Source organism: Pseudomonas sp. ENNP23 (genome assembly GCF_001728945.1).
GTDB classification, from domain to species: domain Bacteria; phylum Pseudomonadota; class Gammaproteobacteria; order Pseudomonadales; family Pseudomonadaceae; genus Metapseudomonas; species Metapseudomonas otitidis.
The window spans coordinates 1-16,588 of the sequence record NZ_LYSP01000016.1; the positions used below are offsets into that span (position 1 = coordinate 1).

Below are 16,588 nucleotides of genomic sequence, written 5' to 3' on the forward strand. Positions count from 1 at the left end.
GTAACTAGCCGAGCCGGCCCCCGCCGTCTTGGTGAACCGCAGGACACTGCTTCCCTGCATGTCCAGGGTGCCACCCACCGCCGTCCATCCGCTGGAGCCATCGGCACCCGCTACCCCGGCGGCGATGTTGTCGCTATCCAGGTCCGGCAGCGCCGATCCCTGGCGCGCGTAGTTTGCCGGGTAGGCGACGATGGTGCCGGAGCCGTTGGTGACGTAGATGTCGAACCCGCTGCCGCTGCGCACCCAGTAGATGGCGTCCGGCTCCAGGGTCGACGGCAGCGCGGCCACCGCCTTGAACTGACTGATCGTCGGCATAGGGTCACCAGTTGGAGCCGTTCCACTCGGCGGGGATGGGGGAACCGTTGAACCGCAGCAGGCCGCCGGACTCGCTGAATTTGTCCAGGGTGGCCTTGTTGGCGTGGGAGTGAGAGGCGGCCACGGCGCTGTCGATCTGCGCCGGGGTGCTGGTGGGGCGACCCTGAATAGCGTTCCAGGTCAGGGTCACGTCCATGGATTCGTACTCGGCGACCTTCAGCCAACTGGTGGTGGACGGGTTCCAGGCATAGAGCGCAGCACCAGCCGTCACGGTCGGGTCGCCGGTGGCGTCCTGGACCAGCACGAACGTGGCCGAGGTCAGACTGCCCTCCAGGGCGTCGCGCGCGGCGATGTCGGCGACGAACACCAGCGGCGCCCCGCTGCTCGGCAGGCTGCTCAGAGCGTCGGTGATCAGCGCGTTGATCATCGAGCTGTTGCCGATGGCCCGCGCCTCGCCGGCGGCGTTGGTCAGGTAGCCCTCGGCGTAGGTGCCGTTCTGGACGAAGTAGAAGGCATCGGCGGCCAGGGTGCCGGGCAGGCTGCTGACCTTGTGGAATTGAATGGTGCTCATGAGGTTCTCCGGTTACCAGGTTTGCTCGGCCCAACTCACGGGCGCGACGTAGAGCCCATTCGGGCGGGATTCGAGTTGATTGCCGGCGTCGGGGCTCAGGGATGCGCCGTCGACGCCGTCACGCCCCGGCGGACCCTGCAGGCCGGCCAGCACCAAGAAGCGGCGCCCGGCGTCCAAGGCCAGGACCTGGGGAGCTGAGCGCGCAGCCGTCACGACAACGGAGCTGCCCCGGGCGACGAGCACGCCGCCAGGTCGACTGCGCACCACCAGGTGGGCCGTCATACGGTCACCTCGCCCTCTACGGTGACCGGGCTGATGGCGGTCACGGCGTAGACGCTACCGTCCGGGGCGATCGCCTCCAGGTCGTAGACGGCGCTCGACCAGGTGAGCGCGGCAGCTGCAGCAGCGTCGACGCGCAGCACGAAGCACGCGCGGGCCACGTCCACCACTGCCACACCATCAGGGTTCTGGCTCGCGTCGCTGTCCCAGCTGAAGAGCGGTGTACCGGTGGCGCCGGCCTTGCTGCGCACCTGCGCCCGGCACCGCCAGCCCGTCAGGTTCACCGGGCGGTTGAACACCACCAGCCCGCCGCCGACGTACTCCTTCCAGCAGTGGGCGTTCACCCGGTTGAACTCGATGGTGTTGGCGTCTACCACCTTGGTCTTGTAGTAGGGCTCGTCGCCGTTGGGGTCGTTGTTCAACTCGGCCGGAGCCTTGACGCACTGGACCTGCACCGGCCAGCCGTCTGGGATCTGGTGCCCGGTGATGGTCAGTCGTGCGGGCGCCTTCACCGGCATGGCCTCGATGGGCAGGAAGACCTGCTCTTCGTCGGCGTAGAGGAAGGCGAACTCAGCGGTCTTGCCGCGGGTGATCTTCAGCGGGATTTCGGGGGCATCAGGCGCCATCTCGGGCCTCCTGGCGCTTGGCCCGCACCTCGGCGTCGATCTCGCGCACTTCGGCCTCACTCAGGCCCTTGCCTGGGTGCAGCACCTCGGAAAGCCAGGACAGCAGGCGGTAGCCGTTGTACGTCTTGCCGTCAGCGTTGAGAGCCGCCTGGCCCATACTTCGGGCGCGGCGGGGGTCGGAAGGGTTGGGCATGGGAGCGGCCCCTGTCGTAGTGGGTGACAAGGGCGACGCTATGTCACTGACCGTTCGCCGCAAGTGCACTTTTCTAACCGCCCAAACGGATAAAATGCGCTCCCCACAAAATCTGAAGGTGGTTTCATGGGCTACTGCAACGACAGCAAGAACTCAGTTACGGAAGGAAGCATGACTGCGTGCGGCATCAACATCTGCACGCGACACGGAAAGGCCAACGAACTGGCCGAGATGCTGAACTTCTGTGTGGCCGCATCCCGGGCAAACCTTGAGAGCAAGGTGGTGAGCCTCTTCTACGACTCCAACAGCTGCAGCTGCTCTTTCGAGCTCGCCCCTGCTGTAGACCCCTACGACGACGACGGCAAGGCGATCCTAGAGATTGCCCGGCAAACCATCGCCCAGTTCGAGTGGGATGGGATAGTCGAACATGGCGCCCCACTCGACGACATGGAGCTGTGAACACGGAGCCCGCTGATTGCGGGCTCTTTCATTCCTGCCCAAGCAACCGACGCAACCGCTCCTCATACGGCTCCTCGTGCTCCTGCTCATCGAGGTTGTAAGCCTGGCGCTCCAGCGGGATCAGGTTCTTCATGGCGGCCGACAGGTCTCGCAGCACGCCGGCATGGGAGGCGAGGCTCACCAGGCGCATCAGTTGGGTGCGCCGGCGTGTGGTCTCGTCGTTCTTGGTCTCTTCCTCGATGGCGTCCTCCAGTTCGGCACGGTTGGAGGCTGCCTCCTCCAACTGGCCGAACAGCATGCTGACGATGTCCTGGCCCTTGGAGATGTCTCGGCGGTGCCTTCGTACCACGTCGGCACCAGTCGTGGCGGCCGCTTCAACGATCTCCCGGTCACGTGCGTTAGGGGCTCGTACCTCGTCTCGTACCAGCTTCTCCTTCACCTGCTGGCGGACTGCGTCGGCCAGGTCCTTCTGCCAGCCTTCTGCCTTCGCCCGCTTGCGGATGGCGCCCTCGGTCACACCGTACTTCTTGCCCAGCATGACGTTCGACAGTTGGCCAGCGCGGTACTCAGCGTGGATCGCGTCCCAGTCTGGAGCGGCTTCAGCCATTGGCCACCTCCATCAGCGCCAACCAAGGGCGCTCATGCTCGTCCATCGTGCCAAGCGGCAACCAATGCACCCCGGCAGCGGCACAGGCCTGGCTCATGAGGAGGGAGCCAGCCCCTGGTACGTCTGCCGCAACCATCATCCTGATCGCCGTAGGGAGCCTGGCGTAGCCCACTTGGACGGCGTAGCTCATGACTTGTCCTATGGCCCCATGTATGGCACGCAACTCGTCGCCGGCCTTCTTCACTTCGAGCACTGTGATACTGCCGTCCGCATGGAACAGAACGAAGTCGGCCCTACCGCGAGGCAGTGGGTACTCTCGCTCCCAGTGCAGGACAGCAGGTAGTTCAGCAGCGTCAGCGAAGACGCCCTGCTGAAGGAGCAGCTCCACCAACTGGCACACGCCCGCCTCCGCACTGCGAAAGCGGCCACCACTGGCGATCAATTGCGACAGGGCGCTTACCCTTCCCTTACCCACTCATTTCCCTCCCTCATGCACCACCAGCGCCTCGGGTTGCCTGGCCACAGCCTGGATGGTCTGGCGGCGCGCCTCCTTCAGCAGGCGGTTGTTCGCGGCGATGTGGTCAGCCAGGCGGCCGGCGGCCTCGATGATCAGGTCACCCAGCTGCTCCAGCGGCGCCTGCACGCGGCCGTCGTTCACGGTGACCAGGTCCTGCCGGCCCTCGAACTGGACGTTGAGCTGGATACGCCACTTCATGCCTCCCGGACGCACCACTCCGAACGGACGGGCGATGTACAGGCGGTAGGTGCCGATCTTCGGCTCTACGTGCTCGAGGAAGAGCCGGCGCGCGCCGTCGGGGAACACCAGGCCCACTGGCAGCCCCTGGATCTCGGCGGCCACCTTCTCGGCGGCCTGCTGCAGTTCGGTGCGGTCCATCAGGCCTTCCTCTTGGCTGCGAAGTGAGCGTCTTCCAGGGCCTGCCGGCGGGCGGCCTCCCGCTTGGCATCGCGGCGGGTACGCCACAGGTCGGTCTTGCTGGCTGCCCAGCGGGCCATGTCCGGGTGCATCCGGAACGGGAGCGGGCCAGGCTCAGGCTGCGGCTCGCCCTTGCTGGCCACCAGGTGCTCGGCCACTTCGTAGCGGCCCTCCCCCGTGGCGTGGTCCACGAGTGCACGGGTGACGATGAAAACGGTGTGCCCGGCGCGCAACTCGTGCGCCAGGTAGGTGCGGCGGTTCGACATGGTCTGCCCCCTTGTCGTTACTGGTTGTTGGTGGCCTTCACGGCCTCGACGAGACCCTGGTGGCGCCTCTGGCACTCCAGGTACTGGCCCGACATCTCCACGTCGGCCAGGGTGAGTTCTGCGGGGTCGCCCGTTCCGTCCTCAGCGATCGGCACCGGCCGAAGATCCGGGCACGGCTGCAGCAGGGACTGGTCCACCAGCACGGGCGGCGTTGATGTTGCGCATCCAGCCAGCAGGCAGGCGGCAAGCAGGGTCCATCGGCTCACGGATGACCTCCTGGCGGGTTCTCTGGTAGATCGTGGTGTTGGTGACGCGGATCTCGGCGATGGCCTGGTTGGTGGACGCGGCCACCTGGTCGACGACGCTGCGCGCCAGTGCCTGCTGGTCCAGCTGCGCCTGCAGGCGGATCGCCTCCTCGCTGCCCTCCTTCCAGCCGCGAACACTCCAGCCGATGGCCAGGCCGAGAACGGTCAGGACGGCGTAGGCCGCCACACGCAGGGTGTCGATGCTCATAGGCCGCAGAGCTCCGCTTCGCCCTGCCGGCGCTCCCAGACGCCGGTGCAGTACGGTTGATCGGTCGAGCAGTCGATCTTCTTGTTGTCGCGGGTGATGAAGCGCCACTGCAGCAGCGCGCGGCAGCCGGCGGCCTGGTTGCCCTGGTTGAGCAGGCGCACTGCGGTGGACTTTCCGCAGGCAGCGTTGCCCACGTTGAAGCACCAGGACCCCACACCAGCCCAGGCGGGTTCGCTCATGGGCACCCGGATGATGCTGTGCACGTAGGCCAGCCGCTGGCCGATCTCGGTCTTGCGCCAGGCGTCGCACTGCTCGCGGGTCATGACGGTGGAAGGGGTTACCCCTTTCGTTTTCCCGTCGCACACGGTCCAGACCTTGGCGCCATCCTGGTAGGCCTTCAGCTCGTAGCGGTCGCCGCTCTCCTTCTCCCGGATGAACTGGTCCATGATCTGCGGCGCCGAGGCGCCAGCGGCCACCAGGGCCAGCACGGCGGCACTCAGCGCCGTGCGCTTCCTACTGGTCGTCATCGTTGCGCACCTTCGGCTGGGCCACGAGGCGGAGGAGCACCCCGGCCAGCATGGCCAGGGCCGTGAGGAGGATGCTGGGCAGCAGGCCCAGGTCGAGGACGGCGCGGATCTCGTCGATGAAGGGGCTGGTGGCTGCCAGCAGGGTCAGGGCGACGATCCACCACACGCTGTACATGCGCCAGAAGCGGCGCCATTGCGGGATCAGCTTCATTTGCACTTCCCCGTGACGGCGCACTCCAGGCGCTGCACCTGGCGCTCCAGCTCGCTGGCACGGCCGGCGGCGGCCTTGTAGTCGGTGATCTCGCGCAGCACGAACCACTGCAGCGCGCCAAACAGCACGGCGCCGACGGCGAAGCCGCCTACACAGCGGTTGAGCCAGCGCGTGGCCAGGTCCCGGGCGCCGTGAGCCACCTGGAATGCCGAGTCGAGGTCGGCGCGGATGCTGGCGATTGCCCGCTCGTTGCTCTCCTGGGAACGCCGTACCTCGGTATCCAGCCGGTCGCTGCGGTCCTGCAGGCGCTGCATCTGCAGCTGCATCTGGATGACCACGTCCATCTTCCCGCCGATCTCGGAGACCACGCGGTGGAGGCCGGCGACCTCCTGGTTGAGCAGTGCGAGCTCTGTTTGCATGTTCGGGTCGTCCACTTGGGGCGTCCTTGCGATGTTCGGATGGCCCGACGCTATGTCACTGGCCGGCGCCCGCAACCCTTGCAAAGCACTTTCCAGTTACAGAGCGTCGCCTTTTCACATCCCGGGCAACGGCCCAACAAAACGAGGAAACGACGATGGGGCAGAACATCGACCAGGTGGACGACGACGAGTACATGGCAGTGACCGAGGCCATGGCGGTATTCGGCGAAGAGATCGAGAAGCGCGGCAGCCGCACCTGGCTGGGCATCTCCCTGGCCGAGGACGGCTGCGAGATCGCTGCACTGGGCGGCAGGGTCAGCCCCGAGGCCCTGGATCGCCTCGAAGCCCTGCTCACCCAGCTCCGTGTGAGCGCCCAGGACGTGCCGGACGGCGAGCCGGTTGTGCTGCACCTCTCGCCGGAGGCCTAACGCGACCCCGCCAGGGCTCCGTCGTTGAATCGCGACCGCCGGAGCCCTGGCGTCAGCGCCTCCTGCCAGTTGCTACCGCGGTACCGGCGCTGCCTGACCGTGCTCCACTTCAACCCCCGCGCCACCGCCCAGGCCAGCGCGGTCATCTCCTGATCGCCCAGCCGCACCTTCATGTCCGCGGCGCACGTCATCTCCTCATGACGCATACCCACCTCCTCACCCGCTGGTCGCTTCCTTTTCCAACTGCAGCGCCAAGGCCTGATACCGGGCCTTGATCGCCTTCAGGTCTTCGATCGAGTAGCGGCAGGCCTCATGAGGCCCTTCCAGGGCCTCGACGCGCTCCAGGCCGATCTTCTCGATCAGGCGTGCGCGGTAGCCCTCCGCAACGGTGCGGCCCTTGCGGGCGTACTTGCTGGACCCGCCGTTGCAGCTCTTCAGCTGCTTGTGGCAGTTGTCCTCGTTGAAGCGCAGCTCCGGGTGCGAGCCGCGCGACAGGAAGTGGCCGGCATCCCACTTGCCGCCGGTGAGCCAGTCCTCGTCCGGCCCGTAGCTGCCGCAGCAGATGCACGGCTGATCGCGGTCGCGCAGGCGGATGAACTTGTTGAAGGCGGCCTGCGCCTCTTGCATGTACTCCCGCATGGGCTTGAGCCGCTGCCGAGCCGCGCGCAGCTCGCGACGCTCCACCTTCTCCAGAGCAACGCGCTCGCGCGCCTGCTTGGCCTTCGCAATGCTCAAGGCGCAGGCGATGCTGCAGGCCACCTGCAGCGACTTCACGGGGATGAAAGGCTCAGCGCAGGCCCGGCACTTCTTCGGCCGGGGGGCTTTTGAGGCCCTCATCAGGCCACCTCCGAGGGCATCATCTGCACCATGTCGTTGACCTGGTCTTCGTCCAGGTGCTGCCAGTAGGTGTCGATCAGGTAACGGCTGATGCCGCGCCAGAACTCGCCGAAGCGCTCCTCGGGCATCTCGTCGAATGCCAGGGACTCCGGCACGCTGCGGGTCACCCGGCCCAGCGAGCCGAGGTCGAACACCTCGTCGGCGCAGCAGACGCCGGCATCACCCTGGAGCTTCTTGATCACCGAGTGCGCGTCCATGCCGGCGAACTTGTCGATGCTCTGCGCCACCAACTGGCCCAGGCGGTGCACCCGCCGGTGGCGGCGCTCGTCGCGCGGCTGCTTCAGCTCGGCGCGCACCCGATCGCCGGCCCGGTAGCTGCGCTCCTTCAGCAGGAACCGGTCGACGTCGCTTCCAGCGACCAGGGCAAGGCGCACCTCGCCGGTGTCCGGATCAACCATGCGCTTGAATTCGAGGTACACGGGGCGGTTGGTGCGTTTCTTCGGGGCGGCAGAGGTCGCTGCGGCTTCATTGCGCATGACGCTGCTCCTGTAGTTCCTGGATGGTCTGGAGGGCGGCCCGGCGCTTCTTGGCCAGTTCGCGGCGCTCCTTCAACTTCGCGACCCGACGCTCCTCGTCCTTCTGCCCGCGGCTGGCGGCCATGCTCTGGCGGATGCGCTGCAGCTGCTCGCGCACGTCCAGGGAGCACTTGCCCTCCCCGGCCTCGGCCTTCAGTGCCTCACGGGTCTTTTCATCGGCGGTCAGTGCCAGCAGGCCGTCAGCAGAGGGACCCGCCAGCAGCCCGACGATGGCGCGGCCCTCGGCCGTGATCTGGCCGACCGCGTGGTGGGCGAGCAGCGCCTGAGCCTGGGGCGCCGGCAGCCGGCCGAGACGCTCTGCGCTCTCGATCGCACTCGCGCGCCGCTCGGCGTCGTGGCCCAGCGACAGCGACCACTTCAACGGCGTGCCCACCTGGCGCGCGGTGGTGACCAGCCGCTCGTAGGTGGCGATGAACGCCATGCGGGCGCCGATCTTGTCCCCGGCACGGAAAACGCTCTCTGCCGAGGCTGCCGCCTGCTGGATCTCCGGCGTCATCAGCACCGTCTCCGCCTCGTCGTAGCTGGTCATGGCGATCGCCCAGGCCTCGTTTGCCTCGGGCCGCCCGTCCTGCGTCACCAGGTGGCGGATCACGTTCTCCGGGGTGAGCTTCTGACCGGTACGACGCAAGGCAGACAGCGCTTCGACCAGCGGCTTCTCGCCGTAGATCTTCAGGTCAGCGACCATCAGGGCCGCAGCGCGTGGCTGCAGCTGCTGGTCCAGAATCTCGGCAGTGGCGTACAGAGACGCCAGCAGTTGCTCCTGCTGCAGCTCGTTAAGCATGGCCAGCCCTCGATGCACGTAGGATTTCCAGGGCCTGCTCAGCGGCGGACAGGTTCGAGTCGCTGCGCTCAGCCTGGCGAGCCTGGGTGTGGGTGATGGGGTTCTCGGTCTTCCACTGGGTGTGGTAGCCCTCGGCGTTGGCCAGGAGGGCCTTCAGCGAGTGGCAACCACGGAGGACGCTGGCGTCGTTGACCCGCAGGACGAAAAACGCGGCGACCTTGGGTGCGTCCGCCTGGCCAAGGCGATCCACCAGCTTCCCGAGCATTCCGCCGACAGTGGCGTTCCACACCGGCCAGGTCTTGTGGCGGTTGCGGTAGGCGATGGCGTAGTTGGCCCAGGTCCGGAAGGTCTTGCAGGTGGTGTCCTTCGGCCCTGGCATGTCAGCGGGGATCTCGCAGCGCGGCGCCGGCTGCTCCCCAGCGGGAGTGAATTCCTGCGCCGGGGCCTGAATAGGCCCTCCGGCAAAATCCTGATTGGTACCCTGATCCTTGGTACCCTGATTACTGGTTACCTGATTTGTCGGATATTTTTCCGACCCTCTCCGGATTTTTTTCCGACCCTCCCCGGATTTTTTTCCGACCTTGCTCGGTTTTTTTTCCGACCCTGCCGCCTCCTTCTGCTCGGATTTTTTTCCGAGGTCGGAAGATTTTCCGGGCTCGGAAGATTTTCCGAGGTCGGATTTTTTTCCGGGGGGTGTGTACTTCTCCGAGCCGTCCAGCTTGCGGTTCCACTCCTGGCCCTTCGGGGTCAGGCGGAACAGCGTGATGCTCGACGTGCTGGACAGCATGATGACGCCGGCCGCCTGCAACTGCTTCAGCAGGCGGTAGGCGGTGTCCGGTTTGTCGGTGAGCAGCGGCAACTCCTCGAGGATCTTCGCCTTGCTCAGCGAATAGAAGGTCTCGCCGCCCTGCTCTACCGGTGTCGCCCAACTCGGGCACTCGTAGACGAAGGCGAACATCAAGGCCTGCTGGGCGTTGAGTCCCCACTCCAGCGCCTTGACCTGGTTGATCGTGATTGTGAATTGCATGTCAGCGAGCCCCCACAGCTCGATATCGAGGACGTGCAAAGAACTGCCCGCCCGCGATGGGCCAGCATGTGTCTGCATGTCGGTTTGCTCCCTGGATTGGGTGGCCACGGCTGCGGCTCCCCGACTAGTCCTGGCTCTTGCGGCGGTAGAAGGGGGTCGCCCCGACACCACCCGCACGGGGCCGCGATCGCGTGGCAACTTCGGCGTCCAGAAGCTGGCCAGCCAGCGCCTCGGCAGTCATGCCCCGGCGCAGCGCCTCGCGTTCCAGGCGAGCGAGCGTCATCTGGTCCAGCAGCAGATCAAGATCCGGCACAGGGCCTCCTTGGGGCCTTCAGCCCTGCTTCTGCTCGTCGGTAAGCTCGCCTTCGAGCTGCTCCAAGAGATCCAACTGGGTCTTGAGCAACTCGCGGCAGAACGCGGCACGCTGGGCCTTACGGAACCGGGCCCAGCCTTCGATTCGCTCAGCGGTCTCTTCGTCGACGCGGATCTTGATCTCCACGTCGTTGAGGTGTTTCCGGTTTGGATACATGGTCTGGCTCCTACGCAGCTTCGTCTTGCTGCCCCGGCTTCGCCTGCTCAACGAATCGCTCGGGGTAAAGGACATGGATTTCGGTCAGCACACCGTCGAAGACACGGACCAGCTTTTCGGCCATGGAAGGCGAAGCGCGTTGTTCGCAGCGCTCAATCCGCGAGAGGTTTCCGGTGTCGATGTGCTCACCCAGGTCCCGCAGGCGCTGAGCAACGTCAGCGAGTCGCCACTGGCGAGCAAGGCGGGCCTTTTTGAGAGGGGTCATGGTCGGTTGCATGGCAATACCCTGTGTGTGTGCCAAGCAATTCTGCGCATAGCGCAGATTTATTTGCAAGAGAATCTGCGCCATGCGCTTTGCGCGGCACGCAGACGTCGGTAGAAAATCTGGCCATGGACATTGGAAAAATCATTCGAACTGCGCGGAAAGCCAAACGCTGGACGCTGGAAGAACTGGCCTCTCGCGTGGGCTCCGACACCGGCAACCTCTCGCGCTTCGAGAGAGGACAGCAAGGCGCCAGTCAAGAGCTGCTCCAAAAGCTTCTGGCAGAACTCGGCATCACCTTGGCTGATGCTGCGTCGGCCGAACCCACCGCGAACATTCAACCTACGCTGCAGCCTTCGCGCGCCCCGAAGGAGTACCCTGTTATAAGTTGGGTAATCGCTGGAGAACGTGCATTGTCTCTCGATGCTTATTCGCCTGGCGTGGCGGAGGAATGGCTCGCCTCCACTGAAAGCGCGGGCCCGCACGGGTACTGGCTGATTGTGAGAGGCCCCTCCATGACCAGCCCCTCTCCCCCGTCGTTCCCCGAGGGAACCCCCATCCTGGTGCAGCCAGAAGGCTTTGACCTGGTCAGCGGGAAGTTCTACATCGCGAAGCACCGCGACGGGGAAACCACCTTCAAGCAGTACATATATGACAGCGGCCGCGAGTACCTGGTCCCACTCAACAAGGAATTCAAGCAGGTTGAGATGGATGACCAGTGGGACATCATCGGTCGGGTCATCGACATGAAAGCGCCAAAGGGAGTCCTTTAGGGCGCATCCCCCGCCAACACCCAAGAAGCCCAGCCTAGAGCTGGGCTTTTTTTTACCCTCTTGATCGATAAAGGCCTGCCGATATACTGTATATCCATACAGCAAAGGAGAGCCGTTATGGCACGCAAAGCAAGCAATGGTCGCACGCCTACCCCCTATGAGATCCTCGCAAAGCGAGTTCAGCAGCAGATCCTTAGTCCGCTGTCACAGGCCGAGCGACGAGCTTTGATCCAGCGTAATCCCGAAGACGATCAATCTGCCTGGGAACAGCTCCTCGATGAGTTGAGCCAGGAGGAAAGCGTGAAGATGACGCGCCGCGACGATGGAGCTGTACACCTCACCTGGGCAGCCCCCACCCCTTACTGATCCCTCTCTCAGAAGAGCCCGCCAATCGGCGGGCTTTTTATTGCCTGAAATTCTGCGCTTGACGCAGATTTCAATCTGCGCATAATGCAAACCACATTCTGCGTTATGCGCAGATTCGGTGAGAACCGAACGCTCTTTAACAAATTGAACCCCCATGCCGGCTCTGGATACCGGCCTGCTCGAAGCTGCGACGCCCTTCTGGAGGCGACGCGCCGAGGGTTGCTTCGCTAACGCTCCCGGCCTGGACCCGTTGAAAGGGATGAGTCTCCAGGCATAGCGGACAGGCGCGAAAGCGCTTGCGTTGATGGTTCGTGCCCAGCTGGTGGTGGCCTCGTAACCCCAGCCGTAACACGACTGCAGCGCTCGGCATGCCGGCGCCACGGTTCCCCTGACAGCCAGAAGCAAGACCGCGGGTTGTAGAAGCCCAGTAGGCGAACGCGGAGAAACGAACAACGCAAACCCGGGGTTTCGGCCCCGGGCTGCATTGGTGGGTGATCTGAATGCGCAGGCTGATGCGCGCCATGCCGGATGGCTGGCAAAGGGCCAAAAACCAGGCTGACACCGAAGCCAAAGCCGGAGGATTTCAGCACCGGCCAGATCGCCCAACCCATGCAGCCACACCTCAGCCCTGTAGGGCAGAACGGAGGAAGGAAATGCCGAAGATCACGCGCATTGAGGTTTTTAAGGGCATAGGGGTATCTACTAACGAATATTGCGCCGTGATCTTTGTTGATGGATCGCCTGACGCTCGGATTGATGTAGCGCCGTGGCGCACAAAGATCACCCACAAATCGACGCTCATGAGTCGAATAGCCGGTGTCGATCAGCTTCTGATGGGAGTGACGCTGGATCGCCTTTTGTCGCACAACGCAGCGGTAATCAACCCTAGATAACCAGATGTACAACCCGCCGCCCTGCCGGTAGCAGGGCACCTCCCACCACAACGAAAGGAAATCGACATGCTGCTTCTCACCCGTCGCGTAGGCGAAACCATCGAAATCGGTAACGACATCAAGATCACCGTGACCGGCATCAAGGGCAACCAGGTGCGCATCGGCATCACCGCACCGCCCAGTGTGGCAGTACACCGCAAGGAGATCGCGGACCGCGTCCGCGAAGAGGTGAAGCTGGCCAGCTGATCGGCCGGCGCCCGCCAAACAGAGCCCCGCACCTGCGGGGCTTTTCACATCCGCCCCCAGTCGAGAGCACTCGCCCCCGCGCCCAACGGCAGACAGCGGGTCGCTCGAGTGCTGCCCACTGCAGGCGAGCACAGGAGAGCGACATGCGAATCAGCACCGCACAGGCAGCAGCCGAACAGCACGTTTTCGACCAACTGGAGCACCGCGAGCCCGACGCGGTGGACGCCTTCGCGGCCCACTGCGACGACTCGCTACCGAGCGAACAGACCCTGTCGCTGCTGCGCGCCGTGATCGAGACCGGCGACGCCGCCTGGCTCCGCCTGATGGACCGCATCAAGCCCGAAGCACCGGCCCTGCACTCGGCCCTGGCCGGGATCGTGGACCACATCGAAAAGCACCGTGCCCGGTTCATCGCCGAACAGGCCCAGCAACTGACCCATGGAGAAGCGGCATGAAATACCAAGTCGACCTGATCTACTCGAAGGCCTCTCGCCAGCCCGTCTACAGCGCCACCCTGGAGGCGCCCAGCCAGAGCGTCGCGGTGGCAGAGGTCACGGCCTGGGCCCGCCAGGAGGGCTGGAAGGGCGAGCCGATCCGCAACAAGGTCCGCCAGGTGGACGGCGTGGAGGACGCGGCATGAAGGGCGTCCGCTTCCTCTCCCTGCGCGCTGCCATCGAAGCGCTGGCCCTGATGGGCATCCGCACCCAAGGCGACATGGCGGCAGCCGGGCTGCAGCTGAAGGAGGTGGGCGATGGCAACTGACCCACGCACCCACAGCCCTCAACGCGCCCGGCGCTTCGCCATCTGGCGTGGCGCCTTCGTCGCCATCCTCGTAATCGTCGGCTGGCTGTTCCTCAACGGCCTGGCCGAAAGCGTCACCACCCCGCTCAAGCCCCCTGCTTCCGCTCGCAAATGAGCGCCGGAGAGTCCATGGACACTACCCCCGAGATCTACCACGCCACCTACGGCACCGCCGACCAAGTGGCGAAGCTGTATGCCGCCTTCGCCAAGGCCCAGGGCGAGTTCCCGCCGATCGCCAAGAACCGCGAAGTCGAGATCCCCGTCAAGGATAAGGTCACTGGCGCACGCATCGGCTCCTACAAGTTCCGCTACGCCGATCTGGAAGAGATCAACAGCAAGACCCGCAAGCCGCTGAGCGACAACGGCCTGGGGACCATGCAGTTCATCAGCCGGAGCACGAGTGCGGTGGGCGGCACGTCCATCTTCACCCGCCTCGTGCATTCGGAAGGCGCCTGCATCGAGGCGGAAATCCCGCTGCCGGCGGCGGAAAAGCAGCGCGACATCAAGGACTACGGCGCAACCGTCTCCTACCTCCGGCGCTATGCGAAGGCAGCGCTGCTCGACATCGCCGCCGATGACGACCTCGACAACAACGGCGGAGAGGGCGACGACCTGCCGCCCATCGAGACTCCGCAGTCCCCCCAGGACACCGGCAAGCCCGCGTACCCGGACGCCAAGCTGAACAAGATGCTTCCTCAGTGGAAGGACCTGATCAGCTCCGGCAAGAAAACTGCCGACCAGGTCATCGCCACGGTCTGCAGCGGCAACTCCCTGACCCCCAAGCAGATCCAACTCATCCGCGCCCTCGAGCCGGCGCCAGGAGCTGAACAGTGAACATCCACAACGTGACCCAAGGATCGCCGGAATGGCACGCCCTGCGCGCGGGCTTCTTCACCGCCTCCGAGGCGCCGGCCATGATGGGCGCCTCCAAGTACCAGACCCGTGCGGATCTGCTCCAGCAGAAGAAGACGCGCCTGGCCGAGGACGTGAGCCCGCAGAAACAGGCCCTGTTCAATCGCGGCCACGCCGCCGAGGCTGCCGCCCGCCTGATCGTCGAGGAGATGATCGGCGAAGAGCTTTACCCGGTGACGGCCAGCCGCGACCAGCTGCTGGCCAGCATGGACGGCATGAACATGGCCGAGACCGTGCTCTTCGAGCACAAGCTGTGGAACGCATCCCTGGCGGCCCAGGTGCGGGCGGGCGAGCTTGAGCCCCACTACTACTGGCAGTTGGAGCAGCAGCTGTGGGTCAGCGGCGCCGAGCGCGTGATCTTTGTCTGCTCGGACGGTACCCGCCGGAACTTCGTGCACATGGACTACCGCTCCGTGCCAGGGCGCGCCGAGGCTCTGCTGGCCGGCTGGCGCCAGTTCGCCACCGAACTGCAGGGCTTCGAGCCGGTTGTCCCCCAGGCCGAGCCCGTCGGCCGGGCGCCTGACCACCTGCCGGCACTGCACATCGAGGTCACCGGCCTGGTGAAGGCCAGCAACGTCGACGCCTTCAAGGCAACCGCGATGCAGGTGCTGAACACCATCAACACCAGCCTGGCCACCGACCAGGACTTCGCCAACGCGAGCCAGACGGTGAAATGGTGCGAGGACGTGGAATCCCGGCTGGCAGCCGCGAAGGAGCACGCCCTGTCCCAGACCGCCAGCATCGAGAAGCTCTTCCGGGCGCTGGACGATATCAGCGCCGAGACCCGGGCGAAGCGCCTGGAACTGGAGCGCCTCGTGAAAGCGCGCAAGGAAGCCATCCGCCTTGACATCAAGACGGACGCGGAGCGTGCCCTGCGCGACTACATCGCCGCGATCAACCAGCGCCTGGCCAGCGTGCAGCTCCCCGCCATCCCGGCCGACTTCGCCTCGGCCATCAAGGGCAAGAAGTCCATCGCTGGCCTGAAAGAAGGCGCTGACGGTGAGCTGGCCCGGGCGCGGGCCGCTGCAGACACCTGGGCTGCGCACATCGAAGAGAACCTGGCGAGCCTGGCGGAATTCGCCGAGCAGTACGGTTTCCTCTTCACCGACAAGCAGCAGCTGGTCCTCAAGGACAACGACGACCTGCAGCTGGTGATCCGCTCTCGCATCGAGCAGTTCCTGGAAGCGGAACGCCTGCGCCAGGAAAAGCTGGCGGCAGAAGTCGAAGCCCCGAAACCGGCACCCGCTACCCCCGCTACCCCCGCTGCTTCGCCTCTGCCACGCCCCACGCCGGCTGCTGCCCCGCTCTGGCATGCCCGGGTGGTGGACAAGTCCGCGCTGATCGCTGCGATCGCTGCCGGCTACGCCACCGAAGACCTGCTCACCGTCGACCAGGCCGCGCTCGACAGCCTGGCCAACGACAAAGGCCAGAGCCTCCAACTGGCCGGCGTCACCGTCGAGAAGATCCCGGCGAAAGCCGCCTGACCCACCCTCCTCCCTCCAAACCATGGCCCTAAGCGGCGCCACACGGTGCCGCTGACGGCCTCCTCATGCCGAGAAAAACCATGACCGCACTCAAGCTGCTCTACACCTTCGACACCGAAACCACCGGTTTTCCCGACTGGAAATCGCCCAGCGAGGCGCCGCACCAGCCGCACCTGGTGGACATCGCTGCACGCCTCTACACCCCGGAGGGCGGCCTGGTCGACTCCTTTGAGGCCCTCATCAGGCCCGATGGCTGGGTGATCCCCGATGCAGCAGCGAACGTGCACGGCATCACAACCGAACGCGCCATGGATGAAGGCATTCCCGAAGCGGATGCCCTCGAACAGTTCCTGACCTTCCATCTCCGCGCGCAGATGCGGGTCGCGCACAACCTCAGCTTCGACGACCGCATCCTCCGGATCGCGCTGAAGCGCTTCCAAGGTGACGAAGCGGCCGACTCGTTCGCCAATGGCCCCAGCTACTGCACCATGCGCAACAGCACCGACATCGTGCGCATCCCGCCCACCCCGGCCATGCGCGCCGCCAAGCGCTTCCACTTCAAGAGCCCGAGCCTGGGTGAGGCCTACAAGCACTTCTTCCAGGAGGAGATGACCGGCGCCCACCGCGCCATGGCGGATGCCACCGCGTGCGCCCGCGTCTACTTCGCCCTGCAGGGCGTGACGCTGGATGCCCCGCAGGCAGAGGCTCGCGCCCAACCGGTGGAGGCGTAGGC

At 65.3% G+C, this 16,588-nt stretch carries 33 protein-coding genes and 1 pseudogene; 13 read left to right on the forward strand and 21 right to left on the reverse strand.

The window, feature by feature from the left end:
- The 5 genes and pseudogenes from A9G05_RS11035 to A9G05_RS27200 all read right to left on the reverse strand — a co-directional run.
- Positions 1-315, reverse strand: a pseudogene (locus A9G05_RS11035) (hypothetical protein); the annotation flags it as partial.
- Positions 316-319: 4 nt separating this feature from the next.
- The gene (locus A9G05_RS11040) at positions 320-886 is read right to left on the reverse strand and encodes a hypothetical protein (RefSeq protein ID WP_069561020.1); all 567 of its coding nucleotides are present in this window, start codon (positions 884-886) and stop codon (positions 320-322) included.
- Between the two features lie 12 nt (positions 887-898).
- Positions 899-1,168: a hypothetical protein gene (locus tag A9G05_RS11045; RefSeq protein WP_069561021.1), complete on the reverse strand. Its 270-nt coding sequence runs from the start codon at positions 1,166-1,168 to the stop codon at positions 899-901.
- Entirely contained in the window at positions 1,165-1,791 is a 627-nt protein-coding gene (locus A9G05_RS11050) for a hypothetical protein (protein WP_069561022.1), read from the reverse strand. The genes A9G05_RS11045 and A9G05_RS11050 overlap by 4 nt, the downstream gene beginning before the upstream one ends.
- Positions 1,781-1,984 (reverse strand): hypothetical protein, encoded by a 204-nt coding sequence (locus tag A9G05_RS27200; RefSeq protein ID WP_139131126.1) that lies wholly within the window; start codon positions 1,982-1,984, stop codon positions 1,781-1,783. The genes A9G05_RS11050 and A9G05_RS27200 overlap by 11 nt, the downstream gene beginning before the upstream one ends.
- Before the next feature lie 126 nt (positions 1,985-2,110).
- On the opposite strand from A9G05_RS27200, the gene A9G05_RS11055 reads away from it, so the two are divergent.
- Positions 2,111-2,443 (forward strand): hypothetical protein, encoded by a 333-nt coding sequence (locus tag A9G05_RS11055; RefSeq protein WP_139131127.1) that lies wholly within the window; start codon positions 2,111-2,113, stop codon positions 2,441-2,443.
- 28 nt (positions 2,444-2,471) lie between these two features.
- Here the strand turns inward: A9G05_RS11055 and A9G05_RS11060 are convergent, their stop codons facing one another.
- From A9G05_RS11060 to A9G05_RS11095, 8 genes are all read right to left on the reverse strand, one after another.
- On the reverse strand, positions 2,472-3,050 hold the full coding sequence (locus A9G05_RS11060; RefSeq protein WP_069561024.1) for a hypothetical protein: 579 nt from the start codon (positions 3,048-3,050) through the stop codon (positions 2,472-2,474).
- Positions 3,043-3,240: a hypothetical protein gene (locus A9G05_RS27205; protein ID WP_139131128.1), complete on the reverse strand. Its 198-nt coding sequence runs from the start codon at positions 3,238-3,240 to the stop codon at positions 3,043-3,045. The genes A9G05_RS11060 and A9G05_RS27205 overlap by 8 nt, the downstream gene beginning before the upstream one ends.
- Before the next feature lie 285 nt (positions 3,241-3,525).
- The gene (locus A9G05_RS11070; RefSeq protein WP_069561026.1) at positions 3,526-3,945 is read right to left on the reverse strand and encodes a hypothetical protein; all 420 of its coding nucleotides are present in this window, start codon (positions 3,943-3,945) and stop codon (positions 3,526-3,528) included.
- Entirely contained in the window at positions 3,945-4,250 is a 306-nt protein-coding gene (locus A9G05_RS11075; RefSeq protein ID WP_069561027.1) for a hypothetical protein, read from the reverse strand. Before A9G05_RS11075 ends, A9G05_RS11070 begins: the two co-directional genes overlap by 1 nt.
- Positions 4,251-4,391: 141 nt before the next feature.
- A complete protein-coding gene (locus tag A9G05_RS11080) occupies positions 4,392-4,763 on the reverse strand; it encodes a hypothetical protein (protein WP_069561028.1) in 372 nt (123 codons plus the stop codon).
- The gene (locus tag A9G05_RS11085; protein WP_069561029.1) at positions 4,760-5,290 is read right to left on the reverse strand and encodes a lysozyme; all 531 of its coding nucleotides are present in this window, start codon (positions 5,288-5,290) and stop codon (positions 4,760-4,762) included. The genes A9G05_RS11080 and A9G05_RS11085 overlap by 4 nt, the downstream gene beginning before the upstream one ends.
- Positions 5,277-5,501: a hypothetical protein gene (locus A9G05_RS11090; RefSeq protein ID WP_069561030.1), complete on the reverse strand. Its 225-nt coding sequence runs from the start codon at positions 5,499-5,501 to the stop codon at positions 5,277-5,279. Before A9G05_RS11090 ends, A9G05_RS11085 begins: the two co-directional genes overlap by 14 nt.
- Complete coding sequence (locus A9G05_RS11095; RefSeq protein WP_139131129.1) at positions 5,498-5,920, reverse strand: hypothetical protein; 423 nt, start codon at positions 5,918-5,920, stop codon at positions 5,498-5,500. Before A9G05_RS11095 ends, A9G05_RS11090 begins: the two co-directional genes overlap by 4 nt.
- A gap of 155 nt (positions 5,921-6,075) precedes the next feature.
- Here A9G05_RS11095 and A9G05_RS11100 point away from each other — a divergent pair, with 155 nt between their 5' ends.
- On the forward strand, positions 6,076-6,348 hold the full coding sequence (locus A9G05_RS11100) for a hypothetical protein (protein WP_069561032.1): 273 nt from the start codon (positions 6,076-6,078) through the stop codon (positions 6,346-6,348).
- Here A9G05_RS11100 and A9G05_RS11105 read toward each other — a convergent pair.
- The 8 genes from A9G05_RS11105 to A9G05_RS11140 all read right to left on the reverse strand — a co-directional run bounded on the left by A9G05_RS11105 (position 6,345) and on the right by A9G05_RS11140 (position 10,467).
- Entirely contained in the window at positions 6,345-6,554 is a 210-nt protein-coding gene (locus A9G05_RS11105) for a hypothetical protein (protein ID WP_069561033.1), read from the reverse strand. The two genes, A9G05_RS11100 and A9G05_RS11105, sit on opposite strands and share 4 nt — an antisense overlap.
- Before the next feature lie 10 nt (positions 6,555-6,564).
- A complete protein-coding gene (locus tag A9G05_RS11110) occupies positions 6,565-7,185 on the reverse strand; it encodes a recombination protein NinG (RefSeq protein WP_069561034.1) in 621 nt (206 codons plus the stop codon).
- Positions 7,185-7,721: a hypothetical protein gene (locus A9G05_RS11115; RefSeq protein ID WP_069561035.1), complete on the reverse strand. Its 537-nt coding sequence runs from the start codon at positions 7,719-7,721 to the stop codon at positions 7,185-7,187. Before A9G05_RS11115 ends, A9G05_RS11110 begins: the two co-directional genes overlap by 1 nt.
- On the reverse strand, positions 7,711-8,562 hold the full coding sequence (locus A9G05_RS11120; protein ID WP_069561036.1) for a hypothetical protein: 852 nt from the start codon (positions 8,560-8,562) through the stop codon (positions 7,711-7,713). The genes A9G05_RS11115 and A9G05_RS11120 overlap by 11 nt, the downstream gene beginning before the upstream one ends.
- Positions 8,555-9,589 (reverse strand): phage replication protein, encoded by a 1,035-nt coding sequence (locus A9G05_RS11125; protein ID WP_069561115.1) that lies wholly within the window; start codon positions 9,587-9,589, stop codon positions 8,555-8,557. Before A9G05_RS11125 ends, A9G05_RS11120 begins: the two co-directional genes overlap by 8 nt.
- Positions 9,590-9,713: 124 nt before the next feature.
- Entirely contained in the window at positions 9,714-9,902 is a 189-nt protein-coding gene (locus tag A9G05_RS11130; RefSeq protein WP_069561037.1) for a hypothetical protein, read from the reverse strand.
- A gap of 18 nt (positions 9,903-9,920) precedes the next feature.
- Positions 9,921-10,118 (reverse strand): hypothetical protein, encoded by a 198-nt coding sequence (locus A9G05_RS11135; protein ID WP_069561038.1) that lies wholly within the window; start codon positions 10,116-10,118, stop codon positions 9,921-9,923.
- Between the two features lie 10 nt (positions 10,119-10,128).
- Positions 10,129-10,467: a helix-turn-helix domain-containing protein gene (locus A9G05_RS11140; protein WP_240921086.1), complete on the reverse strand. Its 339-nt coding sequence runs from the start codon at positions 10,465-10,467 to the stop codon at positions 10,129-10,131.
- A gap of 41 nt (positions 10,468-10,508) precedes the next feature.
- Between A9G05_RS11140 and A9G05_RS11145 the strand changes: the two genes are divergently transcribed.
- The 11 genes from A9G05_RS11145 (at position 10,509) to A9G05_RS11185 (ending at position 16,586) form a co-directional block, all read left to right on the forward strand.
- On the forward strand, positions 10,509-11,153 hold the full coding sequence (locus A9G05_RS11145; RefSeq protein WP_069561039.1) for an XRE family transcriptional regulator: 645 nt from the start codon (positions 10,509-10,511) through the stop codon (positions 11,151-11,153).
- 117 nt (positions 11,154-11,270) lie between these two features.
- Positions 11,271-11,519 (forward strand): DUF1654 domain-containing protein, encoded by a 249-nt coding sequence (locus tag A9G05_RS11150; RefSeq protein WP_069561040.1) that lies wholly within the window; start codon positions 11,271-11,273, stop codon positions 11,517-11,519.
- Positions 11,520-12,172: 653 nt separating this feature from the next.
- Positions 12,173-12,412 carry a hypothetical protein gene (locus tag A9G05_RS27630; RefSeq protein ID WP_069561041.1) on the forward strand — a complete coding sequence of 80 codons (240 nt, stop codon included), beginning with the start codon at positions 12,173-12,175 and terminating at the stop codon, positions 12,410-12,412.
- A gap of 66 nt (positions 12,413-12,478) precedes the next feature.
- Positions 12,479-12,658 (forward strand): carbon storage regulator CsrA, encoded by a 180-nt coding sequence (gene csrA, locus A9G05_RS11160; protein ID WP_069561042.1) that lies wholly within the window; start codon positions 12,479-12,481, stop codon positions 12,656-12,658.
- A gap of 143 nt (positions 12,659-12,801) precedes the next feature.
- Entirely contained in the window at positions 12,802-13,113 is a 312-nt protein-coding gene (locus A9G05_RS11165) for a hypothetical protein (protein WP_069561043.1), read from the forward strand.
- Positions 13,110-13,298, forward strand: coding sequence for a hypothetical protein (locus tag A9G05_RS11170; RefSeq protein WP_069561044.1), 189 nt, complete (start codon positions 13,110-13,112; stop codon positions 13,296-13,298). The genes A9G05_RS11165 and A9G05_RS11170 overlap by 4 nt, the downstream gene beginning before the upstream one ends.
- Entirely contained in the window at positions 13,295-13,420 is a 126-nt protein-coding gene (locus A9G05_RS28090) for a hypothetical protein (RefSeq protein WP_256548363.1), read from the forward strand. The genes A9G05_RS11170 and A9G05_RS28090 overlap by 4 nt, the downstream gene beginning before the upstream one ends.
- On the forward strand, positions 13,410-13,574 hold the full coding sequence (locus tag A9G05_RS27635) for a hypothetical protein (protein ID WP_165680137.1): 165 nt from the start codon (positions 13,410-13,412) through the stop codon (positions 13,572-13,574). The genes A9G05_RS28090 and A9G05_RS27635 overlap by 11 nt, the downstream gene beginning before the upstream one ends.
- Positions 13,575-13,588: 14 nt before the next feature.
- Positions 13,589-14,293: an ERF family protein gene (locus A9G05_RS11175; RefSeq protein WP_069561045.1), complete on the forward strand. Its 705-nt coding sequence runs from the start codon at positions 13,589-13,591 to the stop codon at positions 14,291-14,293.
- Positions 14,290-15,855 (forward strand): YqaJ viral recombinase family protein, encoded by a 1,566-nt coding sequence (locus A9G05_RS11180; RefSeq protein ID WP_069561046.1) that lies wholly within the window; start codon positions 14,290-14,292, stop codon positions 15,853-15,855. The genes A9G05_RS11175 and A9G05_RS11180 overlap by 4 nt, the downstream gene beginning before the upstream one ends.
- Positions 15,856-15,935: 80 nt before the next feature.
- Entirely contained in the window at positions 15,936-16,586 is a 651-nt protein-coding gene (locus tag A9G05_RS11185) for a 3'-5' exonuclease (RefSeq protein ID WP_069561047.1), read from the forward strand.
- Positions 16,587-16,588 lie beyond the last annotated feature (2 nt).